The 14,519-nt window shown below is 55.6% G+C and carries 17 protein-coding genes; 16 read left to right on the forward strand and 1 reads right to left on the reverse strand.

Going from position 1 to position 14,519, the window contains the following annotated elements:
• The first annotated feature begins 6 nt into the window (after positions 1–6).
• The 10 genes from MUA00_RS14980 (at position 7) to mdcH (ending at position 9,946) form a co-directional block, all read left to right on the forward strand.
• Positions 7–429, forward strand: coding sequence for a DUF1090 domain-containing protein (locus MUA00_RS14980; protein ID WP_271123824.1), 423 nt, complete (start codon positions 7–9; stop codon positions 427–429).
• 61 nt (positions 430–490) lie between these two features.
• Positions 491–2,581: a fimbria/pilus outer membrane usher protein gene (locus MUA00_RS14985; protein ID WP_271123825.1), complete on the forward strand. Its 2,091-nt coding sequence runs from the start codon at positions 491–493 to the stop codon at positions 2,579–2,581.
• Positions 2,582–2,761: 180 nt separating this feature from the next.
• Positions 2,762–4,417, forward strand: coding sequence for a malonate decarboxylase subunit alpha (gene mdcA, locus MUA00_RS14990; RefSeq protein ID WP_271123826.1), 1,656 nt, complete (start codon positions 2,762–2,764; stop codon positions 4,415–4,417).
• Positions 4,417–5,301, forward strand: coding sequence for a triphosphoribosyl-dephospho-CoA synthase (locus MUA00_RS14995; RefSeq protein ID WP_271123827.1), 885 nt, complete (start codon positions 4,417–4,419; stop codon positions 5,299–5,301). Before mdcA ends, MUA00_RS14995 begins: the two co-directional genes overlap by 1 nt.
• Before the next feature lie 8 nt (positions 5,302–5,309).
• Positions 5,310–5,609: a malonate decarboxylase acyl carrier protein gene (mdcC, locus tag MUA00_RS15000; protein WP_271123828.1), complete on the forward strand. Its 300-nt coding sequence runs from the start codon at positions 5,310–5,312 to the stop codon at positions 5,607–5,609.
• Entirely contained in the window at positions 5,602–6,435 is an 834-nt protein-coding gene (locus tag MUA00_RS15005) for a biotin-independent malonate decarboxylase subunit beta (protein WP_271123829.1), read from the forward strand. Before mdcC ends, MUA00_RS15005 begins: the two co-directional genes overlap by 8 nt.
• Positions 6,432–7,232: a biotin-independent malonate decarboxylase subunit gamma gene (mdcE, locus tag MUA00_RS15010; RefSeq protein ID WP_271123830.1), complete on the forward strand. Its 801-nt coding sequence runs from the start codon at positions 6,432–6,434 to the stop codon at positions 7,230–7,232. The genes MUA00_RS15005 and mdcE overlap by 4 nt, the downstream gene beginning before the upstream one ends.
• A gap of 222 nt (positions 7,233–7,454) precedes the next feature.
• On the forward strand, positions 7,455–8,414 hold the full coding sequence (locus MUA00_RS15015) for an AEC family transporter (protein WP_271123831.1): 960 nt from the start codon (positions 7,455–7,457) through the stop codon (positions 8,412–8,414).
• A 3-nt stretch (positions 8,415–8,417) separates the two neighbouring features.
• A complete protein-coding gene (locus tag MUA00_RS15020; protein WP_271123832.1) occupies positions 8,418–9,041 on the forward strand; it encodes a malonate decarboxylase holo-ACP synthase in 624 nt (207 codons plus the stop codon).
• Positions 9,038–9,946, forward strand: coding sequence for a malonate decarboxylase subunit epsilon (gene mdcH / locus MUA00_RS15025; RefSeq protein ID WP_271123833.1), 909 nt, complete (start codon positions 9,038–9,040; stop codon positions 9,944–9,946). The genes MUA00_RS15020 and mdcH overlap by 4 nt, the downstream gene beginning before the upstream one ends.
• Here mdcH and MUA00_RS15030 read toward each other — a convergent pair.
• Positions 9,930–10,868: a LysR family transcriptional regulator gene (locus tag MUA00_RS15030; protein ID WP_271123834.1), complete on the reverse strand. Its 939-nt coding sequence runs from the start codon at positions 10,866–10,868 to the stop codon at positions 9,930–9,932. The genes mdcH and MUA00_RS15030 overlap by 17 nt on opposite strands.
• Positions 10,869–11,076: 208 nt before the next feature.
• Between MUA00_RS15030 and MUA00_RS15035 the strand changes: the two genes are divergently transcribed.
• From MUA00_RS15035 to MUA00_RS15060, 6 genes are all read left to right on the forward strand, one after another.
• Positions 11,077–11,664, forward strand: coding sequence for a hypothetical protein (locus MUA00_RS15035; protein WP_271123835.1), 588 nt, complete (start codon positions 11,077–11,079; stop codon positions 11,662–11,664).
• Positions 11,665–12,026: 362 nt separating this feature from the next.
• Positions 12,027–12,314 (forward strand): glycine dehydrogenase, encoded by a 288-nt coding sequence (locus MUA00_RS15040; protein WP_271123955.1) that lies wholly within the window; start codon positions 12,027–12,029, stop codon positions 12,312–12,314.
• A gap of 17 nt (positions 12,315–12,331) precedes the next feature.
• Positions 12,332–12,694, forward strand: a complete 363-nt coding sequence (locus tag MUA00_RS15045) for an SFCGS family glycine-rich protein (RefSeq protein WP_121267746.1) — start codon at positions 12,332–12,334, stop codon at positions 12,692–12,694.
• A gap of 2 nt (positions 12,695–12,696) precedes the next feature.
• Positions 12,697–12,993 carry a DUF4312 family protein gene (locus MUA00_RS15050; RefSeq protein ID WP_271123836.1) on the forward strand — a complete coding sequence of 99 codons (297 nt, stop codon included), beginning with the start codon at positions 12,697–12,699 and terminating at the stop codon, positions 12,991–12,993.
• 23 nt (positions 12,994–13,016) lie between these two features.
• Complete coding sequence (locus MUA00_RS15055) at positions 13,017–13,793, forward strand: DUF4311 domain-containing protein (RefSeq protein ID WP_271123837.1); 777 nt, start codon at positions 13,017–13,019, stop codon at positions 13,791–13,793.
• An 11-nt stretch (positions 13,794–13,804) separates the two neighbouring features.
• Positions 13,805–14,446: a DUF4310 family protein gene (locus MUA00_RS15060; RefSeq protein ID WP_271123838.1), complete on the forward strand. Its 642-nt coding sequence runs from the start codon at positions 13,805–13,807 to the stop codon at positions 14,444–14,446.
• Positions 14,447–14,519: the final 73 nt, after the last annotated feature.

Raw genomic sequence — 14,519 nt, forward strand, 5'->3', positions numbered from 1 at the left:
AGCAAGATGAAAAAAATTATGATGGCTCTGGCCCTTATCGCAGGCGCAGTTACTTCAGTTCAGGCAGCAGAAAGCTGCGCATCTAAGCGTACGGCGCTGGAAAAAGAAATCGCTATCGCTCAGCAGTACGGTAACGCTTACAAAGTAGCTGGCCTGAAGAAAGCGCTGGCCGAGGTAAACGCACACTGCACTAACGAAAGCGTGCTGGCTGATGCGCGTAAAGACGTCAGCAAGCTGGAAAAGAAACTGGCTGAGAAGCGCAGCGACGTTAGCGAAGTGCAGGCAGATCTGGCCGAAGCACAGCGTAAAGGCGATGCGAAGAAAATTGCTAAATACCAGAGCAAGCTTGCTGAGAAACGTGCAGACCTGAATGAAATTCAGCAAAAGTTGAATCAGGCTCGTGCTGAACTCGCACAGCGACAGAAATAAGTAAAAGAGTCTAAGAGAGCGGTGAAATATCGCTCTCTTTTTCTCGTCTGTGTACCCATCGATGCTACTTCGCAGCATATTGCTGGTGCTACTTTCTGGCGTCTTCATTCCCCACGCCCGGGCAGATGACAAGACCTGGATTATCCTCAATAACAACTTTAAGGGCGCTATATCTCTCAATTTTAATCAAGATTATCCCTGCCTGACCCGACCTTTGCTTGAGGAATGGGGCGTACGCCATATGTTATTGGACCAGCTAAAATGGACCAAACAATACTGTCTGACAAAACATTCAGCGGAGCAGTTCAGCTTTAAACTATGGTATCGCCCGGAAGCTGGATTACTTACTTTGCTGTTCCCGGAAGAGGCAATAAATCCTCAGCAAAATGGCGTCGCCACCAGCCGATGGGATGATGGGATCACCGCTTTATTCTCCAATTATCGCCTCGATATTGATCGGCAGCGCGCGCGCTATTCCTGGGAACAGTCCGGCAGCGACGCCACAATTGTGCTTGATAATGGCCTTAACGTCGGCCCGTGGCGGCTACGCTACCAGAATACAATATGGCGCGATCGCAAAGGCAACCACGGTTCGTACACCCGATCCTATTCCCTGTGGCGCAGCATTCGCGCCTTGCGCGCCAGGTTGACCATGGGCGATGGCACCACATCCGGGGCGATGTTTGACAGTTTTTCCTTTCGCGGCGCGGCGCTGGCAAGCGACGAGTCTATGTATCCTGACAGTTGGCGTTCTTTTACGCCGTGGATTAATGGCTACGCCCGCTCCGAGGCGGAAGTCACTATCCATCAGAACGGCGAGCGGGTTTATCGTATACACGTTCCGCCCGGTTCGTTCACCATCAACGACTTTTATCCTCCGGACCCGCAGGGCAATCTGGAATTAACCGTACAGGAAAGCGACGGCTCTGAACGAACGCGTACGCTGCCGTGGTCGGTGATGCCCAATCTGACCGGCGATCGCGTTTTCAATTATGAACTGACGGGCGGACGCTATAAACCCTGGATGGGCAGCGACAAAGATCGTTTCCTGCAGTCGACCTTCGCATGGGGGGTCGGATGGGGAACCACGCTTTTCGCTGGCCTCCAGCAGGGAGAAGACTATGCCAGCCAGGTGGCAGGCATAGGGAAAAACCTCGCCGGGCTGGGCGCGCTTTCGGCTGATATCTCCAGCGCTCGCTATACCCAGCAAGAAAAAACGCTGCGGGGGGAAGTCCTGCGGCTGCGCTATGCAAAAGCCTTTTTCACCACCCGCACGAACGTGACCGCCAGCCTACAATGGTATCCGAAAAACGGCAGTTACCGGACGCTGGAGGAGAAAATTAGCCGTGCGGATATGCTGCGTTACGACTGGGATGACGACAACGGCGCGCGTGCGATACACGGGCAGTCGGAAATTAACCAGAGTTTTAACGAAGACTCGACGCTGAGCCTGACCTGGGACTGGACCCGTTCGCGCAAGCAGCATGCCAGCCGCCAGAGCCTGACGCTTAACCTTAACACCCGCTGGAAAGAGCTGGATATTAGCCTTTACGGCGGTAGAGAACGCTATCAGAGCAACCCTGCTGAGATGGTGCTTGGCCTTAATTTTAGCGTTCCGTTATCGCTCGGTAGCCACACGGTCAATGCAGGATACGTTAGCGAAATCCAGAGCAGAGGCCAGGACAGCCAAGGCATTAACCTCTACGGCTCTGCGCTGAGTGATTACAGTATGCGCTATGACGTTACTGCGCAGCATGTCGCCCATGGCGATGATGAGTTGAAAATGAGTGCGAGATACCAGTACAACTCCGGGGAAGCGAACCTCAGCATGACGCGCGGGGGCAAGCAGCGCGATTACCATCTCGATATTAGCGGCAGCCTGCTCGCACACCGCGGGGGGATTGTTACAGGCCAGCAAATGGGGGACACAATGGCGCTGGTAGATATTCCCGGGACATCGGGCGTGGCCTTCTATAACCAGTTTGGCAGCGTAACCAATGCCAGCGGCGAAATGCTGGTTAGCTATATGACGCCGTGGCGCGTCAACCGCATCACCGTTGACACCTACAACCTGCCCGACGGTGTGAAGCTGGAAAATCAGGAACTGGAAGTCGTGCCTACCAGCGGAGCAGTGGTCAAAGTAGGTTTCTGATCCCGGCGCTAGTATCAATGCCTTGCTGCGCCTTTTACCTCGATCACAAAAACTCCTTTTCATTATTACCTTAAGGCTAATGATTCGTTCCTGACCTTAATTGATACCCTGAATTGCCAGGCGCACAATTTAACCAGACTAAAGCAAGTCAAAATGATGAGCTGAATCAGGAGGTTAATTATGTTGTCTGGGCAAAACCCAGCACGTGTCTGGAACACACGCCGCACCGAGAAACAGCGGCGTATGGCTTCCGCCAACGTGCAGGGCAAGGTGCTTCCAACCGAAGACCTTGTCGATATGCTGGAAAAGCTGATCGCCCCTGGCGACCGCGTGGTACTTGAAGGGAATAACCAAAAACAGGCGGATTTTCTTTCCCGCATGTTGGCCGAGGTCAGCCCGTCGAAAGTACACGACCTGCATATGATCATGCCGAGCGTCGGGCGTAGCGAACACCTTGATATTTTTGAAAAAGGTATCGCCCGTCGGCTCGATTTCTCCTTCTCTGGCACCCAAAGCCTGCGTATTTCGCAGCTATTAGAAGACGGTCAGTTAGAGATTGGGGCTATTCATACTTACATCGAACTTTATTCTCGCCTGTATGTTGACCTTGCGCCAAACGTTGCGCTGATTGCCGGCTTTAAAGCCGATCGCAAAGGCAACCTCTACACTGGCGCAAGCACCGAAGATACGCCTGCGCTGGTTGAGGCCGCAGCTTTCCACGACGGCATCGTTATCGCTCAGGTTAATGAACTGGTAGACGATGAATGCGACCTGCCGCGTGTGGATATTCCCGGTTCGTGGATTGATTATGTCGTTGTCGCCGACAAGCCGTTCTTTATCGAACCGCTTTTTACCCGCGATCCGCGTCTGATCAAACAAGAACACATCCTGATGGCGATGATGGCGATTAAAGGCATCTATGCAGAGCATCAGGTACAGTCGCTCAACCACGGGATCGGCTTTAATACCGCCGCCATCGAACTGCTGCTGCCAACCTACGGCGAACAGCTCGGCCTGAAGGGCAAAATCTGTAAACACTGGACGCTGAACCCGCACCCTACGCTTATTCCTGCCATCGAAAGCGGCTGGGTCGAAAGCGTGCATTGCTTCGGCGGTGAGCTGGGCATGGAAGAGTACATCCGCGCTCGTCCGGACGTATTCTTTACCGGCGCTGATGGCTCAATGCGCTCAAACCGCGCTTTCTGCCAGCTAGCCGGTCAATACGCGGTGGATATGTTCATCGGTTCCACCCTGCAGGTTGATGGTCAGGCTAACTCCTCAACCGTAACGCGCGGTCGCCTTTCCGGCTTCGGCGGCGCGCCAAATATGGGCCACGATCCCCACGGCCGTCGTCATGCCACTCCAGCCTGGCTTGCTATGCAGAACGAACCCGATCTGATGCAGCGTGGCCGCAAACTTGTGGTGCAAATGGTTGAAACTTTCCAGGCAGGCGTGAAGCCGACCTTCGTCGAAAAACTCGATGCGGTAGAAGTAGCGAAAACCTCCGGCATGCCGTTGGCTCCGGTCATGATCTACGGCGATGACGTGACTCATGTGCTGACCGAAGAAGGCATCGCCTATCTCTATCGCGCTGAAAGTCTTGAAGAACGTCGTGCAATGGTGGCCTCCGTTGCTGGCATCACCGACATCGGCCTGGGCGTTGATGCGAAACGTGTCGCTCAACTGCGTCGTAGCGGCAAAGTGGCCTTCCCGGAAGATATGGGCATTCGTCGCAGCGATGCGACCCGTTCGCTGCTGGCAGCCAGCAGCGTAGCTGATCTGGTCGAATGGTCCGACGGTCTTTATAACCCACCTGCGAAATTCCGGAGCTGGTAATGAAATTACAGCCACAGACTGGGGAAGAGGGCGGCGCGCAGTGGCTTGCAAGGGTTGCCACCCACAGCCTGATTGAAGAAGCACGCTTGAGCCCGAAACCCGGTCTGGTGGACAGCCGGGGAAGCGGCGCGCATCACGACCTGACGTTAAGTTTGATGGAGCGCTCGGCGCATAGCCTCTCCCCGACATTTTATGCTCTGGCGTTACAAAGCTGGCAGCGCCCGGCGGATATCGCGCTGCGTCAACTGGTTGGCCGTTTAGGCCGCGAAGGCGAAGCGCAGATGATGGAGGCCACCGGCGGAGTGAATACTCACCGGGGCGCTATCTGGGCGCTGGGTTTGCTGATTTCTGCCGCCGCCATGTGCGCTTTAGAAGGCAGCAGTGAAGAGATTGCGGCAAACGCCGCGAAACTCGCCAGCTTGCCCGACAGCGCCGCACCAAAGATTTTCAGTAAGGGGTTATGCGCTACTCGTCGTTATCGCGTTCCCGGCGCTCGCGAAGAGGCACAGCAGGGATTTCCGCACGTTTTACAACTGGCGCTGCCGCAGTTGCGCCGCAGCCGCCAGTCAGGCGCCACGGAACAGCAGGCTCGTCTTGATGCTCTGATGGCAATCATGACGTCGCTCAGCGATACCTGCGTGCTTTCCCGCGCCGGGCTCGAAGGGCTTGAGGCTATGCAAAGCGGCGCGCGCAGCGTGCTGGCCGCAGGCGGCACGGCGCGGGCTAAAGGCCGGGCGGCGCTGGAACAACTGGATAAGCAAATGCTTGCGCTTAACGCTTCGCCCGGCGGCGCGGCTGACCTGCTTGCCGCCACGTTGCTGATTGACCGCATCGCCTGCGATGACGCTCGCGTCTCCCCATTACCGCAACATTCACACTTATAGAGGGTGTTATGGAACACATTACGTTGTCATTTCCGGCAACCCGCACCGTCAGCGGCAAAGCGCTGGCCGGCGTGGTTGGCTCCGGCGATATGGAAGTTTTGTTCACCGCCGCCGAAGGCGAGACTCTGACCATCGATATCACCACGTCGGTGGATAACAGCGAGCAACGCTGGCAGGCGCTGTTTGGCCGGCTGGCCGCGCTGGGCAGCCTGCCTGCCGGGCAGATGCTGATCCACGATTTCGGCGCAACGCCGGGCGTGGCGCGCATTCGTATCGAACAAGTATTTGAAGAGGTGAGCCATGCGTGACGATCGCAGTTTTATCGAACTCAAAGCGCGTGAACGTGCACGTCTGCTGCTCGACGACGGCAGCTATCGCGAACTGCTGGACCCATTCGAGGGTATTGTTTCACCGTGGTTAGGACCGCAGGGCATCGTGCCGCAGTCCGATGACGGCATGGTTGTCGCAAAAGGCACCCTTAACGGCGGGCCCGCGGTAGTGATTGCTATTGAAGGCTCATTCCAGGGCGGCAGCATGGGCGAAGTGTCCGGCGCGAAAATGGCCGCAGCGCTTGAGCTGGCAGCAGAAGACAACCGCAATGGCATTCCGACTCAGGCCGTGCTTTGTCTGGAAACCGGCGGCGTGCGCCTGCAGGAAGCCAACCTTGGACTTGCGGCAATTGCTGATATCCATGCAGCGATTGTTGACCTGCGCCGCTACACGCCAGTTGTGGGCGTGATTGCCGGCACCGTCGGCTGCTTCGGCGGCATGTCCATTGCCGCAGCGCTTTGCAGCTACCTGATTGTGACCCGGGAAGCGCGTCTTGGTCTGAACGGGCCACAGGTTATCGAACAGGAAGCGGGTATTGATGAATACGATTCTCGCGACCGTCCGTTTATCTGGAGCATGACCGGCGGAGAAGTTCGCTACCAGAGCGGCCTGGTGGATGCGCTGGTCGGCGACGGTGTGAACGCGGTTAAGCAGGCGGTTAACGACGCTATCGCCAGGGGCGTACCGGCGAAACATCGCACCGATAACTACGCGTGGTATCTGGAACGCCTGACTAATTTTGACACCGGCAAGCAGGCCGATGCCGAACAGATTAAACAGCTTTTTGGGGAGAATCGCTCATGAGCCAGAAACTGAATCGCGCCGCCGTATGGCTGGATAAGCTCACCGCAGGCGCACCACGTATGCCGGGGCTTTGTCCGTCAGTTCAGGTGGCAGATGGCGCCGTTGACGGGAAAGCCGCGCGCTTTATCGCCGTTGTGCCGGATGAAAATAACCATTATCCACGCGCCGCAGGTGGTGAAGTCGGGCTGCTTGAAGGCTGGACGCTGGCAAAAGTCGTTAGCGAAACCATTGCTGAAGATGCCGATAAAGCTGAAAAGCGCGCCATCGTGGCGGTTATCGATGTGCCGAGCCAGGCTTATGGCCGTCGTGAAGAGGCCTTTGGCATCCATCAGGCGCTGGCGGGCGCAGCAGGCGCTTACGCGAATGCGCGTCTGGCCGGGCATCCGGTCGTGGGGCTGATTGTTGGTAAGGCGATGTCCGGGGCGTTTCTGGCGCACGGCTATCAGGCTAACCGCCTGATCGCTATCAACGATGCTGGGGTGATGATCCATGCGATGGGTAAAGAGTCGGCGGCGCGCATTACGCTGCGAACCGTAGAAGCGCTGGAAAAGCTGGCTGCAACCATCCCGCCGATGGCCTACGACATCAGTAACTACGAAACCCTGGGCTTGTTATCTGCACTGCTTGATATTGCTAACCCGGAAGCGCCGCAGGGCGATGACCTGGAAAAAGTGAATGCGGCCCTGGTGGCTGCGGTAGATGAAGCTCGCACCGATAACACCTTAAAAAACAGGCTGTACGCTAAAAATCGCCATAGCTCAGCCCTTGTTCGCGAACGTATGCGCGCCGACTGGTAACAGAAAAGACAGACCTGCCAGACGATATATAAGGGCGTTGGCGGCGGAATTTGTAAATCGTAGGGTGGATAAGCGTTGCGCATCCGCCGCTCATACCCCGGCGGGTGGCGCGTTGCTTACCCGCCCTACAAATTCACGTGCCTGACGCCAGAAATAACATCGTCTGAAAAATTATAAACATCGCACCAGTGCTGGAACTCTTTTTCAACTACAGGTGAAGTTATGACTTACGTGATTGTTCATGCTCTTGCTCCGATTTTTGTCATTATGCTGCTGGGCTTTTTCGCGGGCAAAGCGAAAATGGTCGATAACAAAAATGTTTCCCTGCTCAATATCTTCGTCATGGATTTTGCGCTGCCTGCTGCGCTGTTTAGCGCAACGGTTCAAACGCCGTGGGCGGGTATTGTCAAACAGTCGCCGCTGATTGTAGTGCTGGTGCTGGCTATGTGGATCACCTACGCCGCAATTTACTTTATGGCGACCAAAATATTCAAAAAATCACCGCAGGATGCAGCCGTACTAACGCTGACCGTAGCGTTGCCTAACTATGCGGCGCTGGGGCTGCCCATTCTCGGCAGCGTGCTGGGTGAAGGTTCTGCCACGTCGCTTTCCGTTGCGGTGTCTATCGCCTGTGGTTCCGTACTGATGACTCCGTTCTGCCTGCTGATTCTGGAGCGCGAAAAAGCGCGCGCGGCTGGCGAAGCAACGGGTTCTACGCTTGCGATGCTTCCGGTATTGATGTGGCGCTCGGTGAAAAAACCTATCGTCTGGGGACCGCTGCTGGGCGTGGTGTTGTCTGCTATCGGTATCCGCATGCCGGATCTGCTGCTGGCCTCCATCAAACCGCTGGGTCTGTCTGCTACTGCCGCCGCCCTGTTCCTGACCGGTGTGATCCTGTCTGCCCGCAAGCTGCAAATCAATACCATGGTTTGCACCGCTACCCTTACCAAGCTGCTGATTCAGCCGTTTATCGCCTGGGGTATTGTGCTGGCGCTTGGCCTGAGCGGTCCGGTAGCGATAACCGCTATCCTGATGATTGCGCTGTCAGCCGGTTTCTTTGGCGTGGTATTCGGTAACCGATTTGGCGTGCAATCCCCGGATGCAGAAGCCGTATTGCTGCTGAGCTCCGTGCTCTCTATTCTGTCGTTACCGTTATTTATTTCTCTGACTTCAGGAATGTAATTCATGAACACAACACGTCCTCACGATCTGCTCTGGCTTAATGACCGCGCAGCGCTTGAAGAAGTGAGCGAAGAGTGGGTCATCAGCCAGTGGCGCCCCGCGCTGCCGGTAGTGGTGCGACGTGATGTGAGCCATGATAAAGAGCGCATTCCAGTAGGTGTCCGCGGAATGCGCCGTGACCAGCGTGCAGCCGGATGGGTGAACGCTGTAAACATTAAGCGCGTTGTTTCTCCGGAAGCGCTGGCCTCTCATACAGTGCTGGTCGGCTCGCCGTTTGTTTCCATGCCGCCAGTGCAGGGCGCGATCCAGTTGGCGCTACGGGAGTGGCCCTGGGTTTGGGGTATAACCGGCAGCGTGGGCTACGCGCTGGCAACGGAAGTTCCGGTATTGCATGCAGATAGCGATCTCGACCTGCTTATCCGCAGCCCTGAACCCATTACCCGCGAAATGCTGGTGGAATGGCAGCAGGTCATCGGCCAGCTTTTGTGCCGCGCCGATACACAAATCGAAACGCCGCAGGGCGCTTTTGCGCTGAGTGAATGGTTGCGGGAAGATCGCGTGCTGCTCAAAACCAGCAGCGGCCCGCAACTGGTCATCGATCCGTGGGCGTTTAAGGGAGAAGTATGAAAATCCTCTTCACCTTTCCCGGACAGGGAACGCAACGTGCCGGCATGTTGCAGAAGTTACCGCAAGATAGCGACATTATGGCGCGGGTTCGCGCCGTTCTGAATGATGAAACAGATGCCTTAGATACTGCTGAAGCTCTCGAACATACCCGCGCCGTTCAGCTTTGCTTATTGATAGCGGGCGTGGCCTGGGCGCAGGAGCTTGAGCGCAACGGCGTGCAGCCGGATATGGTCAGCGGTTTATCCATTGGCGCTTTCCCGGCTGCAGTGGCGGCAGGGGCGCTAAAATTTGAAGATGCGCTGCGCCTGGTCGCCCTGCGCGGCGATTTGATGGAGCAGGCTTATCCGCACGGTTACGGCCTGACGGCGATTACCGGCTTACAGCCAGGGCAGGTAGAAGCGCTGGTGGAAGGCTCGGGAACTTACATCGCCAATATTAACGCCGAGCAGCAAATTGTTATCGCCGGGCGCGATGAGGATATGGCGAAAGTTGCGCAAAGCGCGCTGGCGAAAGGCGCGCAGAAAGCCAAAAAATTGGCGGTGAGCGTGCCGTCGCACTGTGAATTGCTCCGTGAGCCAGCCCTTAAACTGCTGCGGGCTTTTACAGAGATAACGTTAAGCCGTCCACGCTGCGCTTACCTCAGCGGCAGTACCGCTCGTGTATTGTGGCAGCCGGAGCAAATCGCAGAAGATTTGGCGCTTAACATGTCTCGCACCGTGCGCTGGCGCGACGCAATGGTTGCCGCCAATGAACGCGATGTACGCCTGGCTATCGAAATGCCTCCCGGCAGCGTATTGACGGGTCTGACGCGACAGGCATTCCGCGAAGGCGATATGCTGTGCCGCGAGCAAAATAGCGTGGCGCTGATTCAGCGTCTTGCTCAGCGCACTAAAGCGACGCGTTAGGCGTATCGGTAAACGAGCGGGCGTACATGCGTCCCTCGGCGACCAGCGCCAGTAGATTTGGATCAAGTTCGCGGTTACGGGCAAAGACGATGGCAATTTGCTGTTTCATTTGGTACGGCTCGGCAAGCTTCAGAAGCTGTATCGAATTCTCATAGACTTTCTTCATTCGCCCCGGCATTAACGCCAACCCCACGCCTGCCTGCACCAGGCTTAGCATCGAGAAGATATCGTTTACCCGCGTCACGATCTCCGGTTCAAATCCCGCAATATGAAACGCTTCCTGAAAGCCGTTGTAGGTGGCAAACCCTTCTGCCAGCGAGACGAATTTCCGATCGTGAAAGTCGCGGAGATCGGCCAGTTGGCTGGTATCAAGTGGAGAAGCGGCGGGGGCGGCGAGGAATATATCGTCCTGGAATAGCGGCAGCGCTTCGAGGCTGCTACGGTCGATTTCACCTTCTGAAACGGAGATAAGGATGGCATCCAGCACCCCATCTTCCAGCATATTGAGCAGCATCTGGTTTGAACCCATCGTGAGATCCATTTCCAGCTCCGGGCGGCGCAGTTTCATGCCCATAATCAGGCGCGGCACGGTTTCCAGAGTAAGAGAATAAAGCGTGCCGATGCGCAGCCGTCCTTGCCCGACTCCCGCCGCCTGGCGCGTCTCTTCGATACCGCGTTCCATCAAGGCTACGGCCTCTTTGCTGTGCTCAAGCAAAGTAAAAGCCGATTGGAGCGGGACCAGATTTCGGCCTTTATGAATAAACAGCGGACAGCGTACGCCTTCTTCAAGCGTATGTAAGGCACGATGAACGCTGACGCCGCTGATACCGAGCGCCTCAGCCGTGCGGGCGATGTTTCCCTTCTCCATAAACGCCATAAAAATCTCGAGCTTACGGAAGGTGATTTCTGCGTCTATTTTCATGCGTGACGGGCGGCCTCATTCAGAAATGCATAAGGCGTAAGGTACAGTAAAAAAGCTCTTTAACCCTAACGTTGCCGGGATTCTTAAACTAAAGTCATTCACTGGCTTCCCCCAATGGGCGACGGAGAGGTTGGAAAAATCAGCGTAATGGCCTGCTGATTTATAAAGAAAATATCGTTATTTCTCTCACCTGAAGGACTTTGGCTTTATGAAAGCAATGCAGACATTTATCAAGGGCGCGACCGCGCTTTCGTTACTGGCTCTCACCACCCTGGGCGCTAACGCCGCCACGCTTCCCGTCTCCGGGGATTTTCATGCCGATAAATTTGCGGCGAAAATTGTCTCAGTCGATCAGAAGAATCATGTGGTAGTGCTTGAAGGCGAAGGGGGCGATAAGGTTGCGCTCAATGTTCCTGAATCCTCTTCTGACCTGGCCAAACTCAAAGCCGGCGATGTCGTGGACACGACCGTCATTCGATCGGTGGCGGTAGGGCTGGACACGGACATCGATAAATCTGCGCCTACGGCTTCCACCACCTCCGGAGAAAGCAAGGCGAGCGATGATAACCCGAACGTCGGGCGTGAGGCATTTCGCCAGGTTAACGTGCAGTTGAAAATTAAACATATCGATCTGAAAAAGAATGAGGTGACCTTCGAAGGGCCAAAAGGGCAGCAGAAGGTGATAGCTATTGATAACCCGGATATTCAGGCGCGCCTGAAAGAGTTAAAAGTCGATCAAAGCATCCGCGTTACTTACACCGATGCCATACAGATTAACGTCCGTCCTGCGAAGTAAGCCTGCCTGAATAGCCCCGCCTTTTATGAAGGGAGGGGCTGCCCTCTTCGATAAGTCTTTCCAATAACGCACCCTAAAATCCTTCTGATGTCACAATTTTTGCCAAAAGGTGTTCGCTGCCTGAGGCGTCTTCCGCCTGCCGATCGCGTGACCTGAATCACACAAAACCAGCGAATTATCACAATACAGGCGTTTTATGTGGAACAGATCACTGCCACCGCTGCTATTTCCACTTCGAAGTGGAAAACAACTCGCTACAAACAAATATCCCCCGTCGCTACCTTAACGTCATACCAGTAAATGAGGTGCGTAGTGTGAATAACGGAGCGGTAAAGGTTAATGAAGCCGGGAGTACCGAAGCCATGCAGCTAACGGAAAAGGTGCAGGCGTTTATCAATACGCTGCTGAAGTCCCGCAATATCACGCCGAATGCGGTGCAGGAACAAATGCTGACCTCCCACGTTCGAGCCATGGCGCATCGTTCGTTGACCGGTGAGCCGCTGCCAGAAGTCGAGGAGAGCCTGTTTGAGGAAATCTCTGCTGACTCGCTGGAAATGGCGAAAGCGGTGGTGGAGCAGTTTGGCAACCTGCCGATTGAAGAGGCGTGGTTGCTGTCGGTGCATTTCGAAGTAGCGAAAGACAATCTTTGAACAATCAGGAGATTCAAATGGAACAAATTACCGTAGTTATTGGCGACCGCCTGGGTAAAGGCCAGAAAGTGGCAGCAGGGATCGAAAAAGCGGGTGGCCGCGCAGTGGTCATTCCTGGTGTGGCCGCCGACATGAAGCTGGGCGACGTGATGAAAGCCGAAAATGCCGCGTTTGGCATTTCCTTCTGCGGCAGCGGCGGGGCAGGCGCTATTACCGCGCAGACCAAACACGGCTACAAAGCTAAATACGGGATGCGCTCCGTGGATGAAGGCGTTACTGCAATCAACGAAGGCAATAACGTTTTAGGCTTTGGCTTTATGGATAAAGAAGAGCTGGGCGAGCGCCTGGTGCAGGCCTGGAACAAGAAGTACGGCAGTTAAGTATGAAAGAAAACTTCTCCGACACGGTGAGAGTGAGCGGGCGCGGCGATACCAAAGCCAAAGCCTTCGCCGACGCCCTGAACCACGTTCAGGGTACGGTGCTTAAGTCCTCGCCGCATATATTACTGCGTATTGAGCCACAGGATGTGCAGGTTGTTCAGGCGCGGGTACAGGTGAAGAAAGAGGCATTTTTGTTCTTTTTTCTGCGCCGGGAACGACGGATGTTCAGCGTGGAGCTGGATGTCACCGTCAACGTGACGGCAATCAATCTCGATAAAGTGGATTTCGTCGCGCATTAAAATCACACAGAAAGGACAGACTGATGTTCTTAATAATATTAATAAAATCGCTCATCATCGGGGGGCTCGTCGGCGTAGGTGTTGGCGCCGGAGCTGCACGCATGTTTCACGCGCCAACCACTCAGGGAATGGGCGCTTTTCGTACGCTCGGCGAGCTGAACTCTTGTGAAGGCGACCCGGCTTCTCACTTCTCCTTTGGGCTGGGTTTCTTCTTTAACGCCTGGGCTTCCTCCGTTGCGGCGGGTGCTTTTACTCAGGACGTTGACCACCGCATTATCCCTAACTGGGGAGCCGCCGCGTTGATGGTGAAAAACCGCAACGTCGCTGAGACCCTGCACGATCCGAAAAAAATGGCCATCGCCTGCGGTCTTATCGGCATGGTGGTGGTGGCGTTCCTCAACAGCACCGCCTCCGCCGTACCGGCAGCGCTGCAGGTGACCGCCGTTAAGGTGCTGGTGCCTGCCGCGAACCTGCTGGTGAACACGGTGATGCCGGTTATCTTCTGGCTGGCGGCGATTGACGCCGGTAAGAAATCAGGCTTCTGGGCCACCATTTTTGGCGGCTGCGCGCAGTTGATTATGGGTAACGCCGTACCGGGTCTGGTGCTGGGCATTCTGATTGGTAAAGGCGTGGAAGAGAGCGGCTGGCACCGCGTCACCAAAGTGATGATGACCGCCATCGTCGCGCTGTTCGTGCTGAGCGCCTTCTTCCGCGGTTTCGACATGAAGATGATTGAATCCTTCAATATGACCGTGCCGAACTGGCTGGATCTGATTCATAACTCCCTGAGCGGAAAATAACGGAGCCTGCAATGGAAGAGAATAAAGGATTTTGGTATGCCGACTGGTCGTTCCCGATTTTTGTTGGCCTGCTTTCTTCCGGCGTGTTCGCCGGAACACATATGTATTACCTGTACGGCATCGGGGCGTTTAACGAAGTGGCGTTCGTCTCCATGCTGCGCGCCGGGATTGATACCGGTGTTTATGGCGCGGTAGCGGCATTTGGCGCCAGCTTCCTGTTTGCGCGCATTATCGAAGGTTCGCTGGTGGGGATTCTGGACATCGGCGGTGCGATTCAAACCGGCGTGGGGCTGGGCGTTCCGGCGCTGCTGCTGGGCGCAGGCTTCGTCTTCCCGGTCGCTAACTTTGCCGCCTCTCTGGTGACAGGGCTGATTATCGGCCTGGCGATAGGTTACCTGATTATTCTTGCGCGTAAATTCACCATCAACCAGAGCGATTCCACCTACGGCGCGGACGTGATGATGGGCGCGGGCAACGCTTCAGGTCGTTTCCTTGGGCCGTTGATTATTCTGAGCGCTATGACCGCCTCGATTCCGATTGGCATTGGCTCTTTGATTGGCTCGCTGCTGTTCTATCTCTGGGGCAAGCCAATTACCGGCGGCGCGATTCTGGGCGCGATGATTTTAGGGGCTATTTTCCCGGTCGCTTTGTAAGGCTATGTGGCGGCGGATGGCGCGTTGCTTATCCGCCCGACGAATCGATACGTAGGGTGGGTATGCGAAGCGC

The sequence above is a fragment of the Dryocola boscaweniae genome, assembly GCF_025215095.1.
In the GTDB taxonomy this organism is placed as follows: Bacteria; Pseudomonadota; Gammaproteobacteria; order Enterobacterales; family Enterobacteriaceae; genus Dryocola; species Dryocola boscaweniae.

Bases quoted from the DNA above. Each gene is read 5' to 3' on its own strand.
- MUA00_RS14980 (WP_271123824.1), top strand. From the start codon at position 7: ATGAAAAAAATTATGATGGCTCTGGCCCTTATCGCAGGCGCAGTTACT.
- MUA00_RS14985 (WP_271123825.1), top strand. From the start codon at position 491: ATGCTACTTCGCAGCATATTGCTGGTGCTACTTTCTGGCGTCTTCATT.
- mdcA (WP_271123826.1), top strand. From the start codon at position 2,762: ATGTTGTCTGGGCAAAACCCAGCACGTGTCTGGAACACACGCCGCACC.
- MUA00_RS14995 (WP_271123827.1), top strand. From the start codon at position 4,417: ATGAAATTACAGCCACAGACTGGGGAAGAGGGCGGCGCGCAGTGGCTT.
- mdcC (WP_271123828.1), top strand. From the start codon at position 5,310: ATGGAACACATTACGTTGTCATTTCCGGCAACCCGCACCGTCAGCGGC.
- MUA00_RS15005 (WP_271123829.1), top strand. From the start codon at position 5,602: ATGCGTGACGATCGCAGTTTTATCGAACTCAAAGCGCGTGAACGTGCA.
- mdcE (WP_271123830.1), top strand. From the start codon at position 6,432: ATGAGCCAGAAACTGAATCGCGCCGCCGTATGGCTGGATAAGCTCACC.
- MUA00_RS15015 (WP_271123831.1), top strand. From the start codon at position 7,455: ATGACTTACGTGATTGTTCATGCTCTTGCTCCGATTTTTGTCATTATG.
- MUA00_RS15020 (WP_271123832.1), top strand. From the start codon at position 8,418: ATGAACACAACACGTCCTCACGATCTGCTCTGGCTTAATGACCGCGCA.
- mdcH (WP_271123833.1), top strand. From the start codon at position 9,038: ATGAAAATCCTCTTCACCTTTCCCGGACAGGGAACGCAACGTGCCGGC.
- MUA00_RS15030 (WP_271123834.1), bottom strand. From the start codon at position 10,868: ATGAAAATAGACGCAGAAATCACCTTCCGTAAGCTCGAGATTTTTATG.
- MUA00_RS15035 (WP_271123835.1), top strand. From the start codon at position 11,077: ATGAAAGCAATGCAGACATTTATCAAGGGCGCGACCGCGCTTTCGTTA.
- MUA00_RS15040 (WP_271123955.1), top strand. From the start codon at position 12,027: ATGCAGCTAACGGAAAAGGTGCAGGCGTTTATCAATACGCTGCTGAAG.
- MUA00_RS15045 (WP_121267746.1), top strand. From the start codon at position 12,332: ATGGAACAAATTACCGTAGTTATTGGCGACCGCCTGGGTAAAGGCCAG.
- MUA00_RS15050 (WP_271123836.1), top strand. From the start codon at position 12,697: ATGAAAGAAAACTTCTCCGACACGGTGAGAGTGAGCGGGCGCGGCGAT.
- MUA00_RS15055 (WP_271123837.1), top strand. From the start codon at position 13,017: ATGTTCTTAATAATATTAATAAAATCGCTCATCATCGGGGGGCTCGTC.
- MUA00_RS15060 (WP_271123838.1), top strand. From the start codon at position 13,805: ATGGAAGAGAATAAAGGATTTTGGTATGCCGACTGGTCGTTCCCGATT.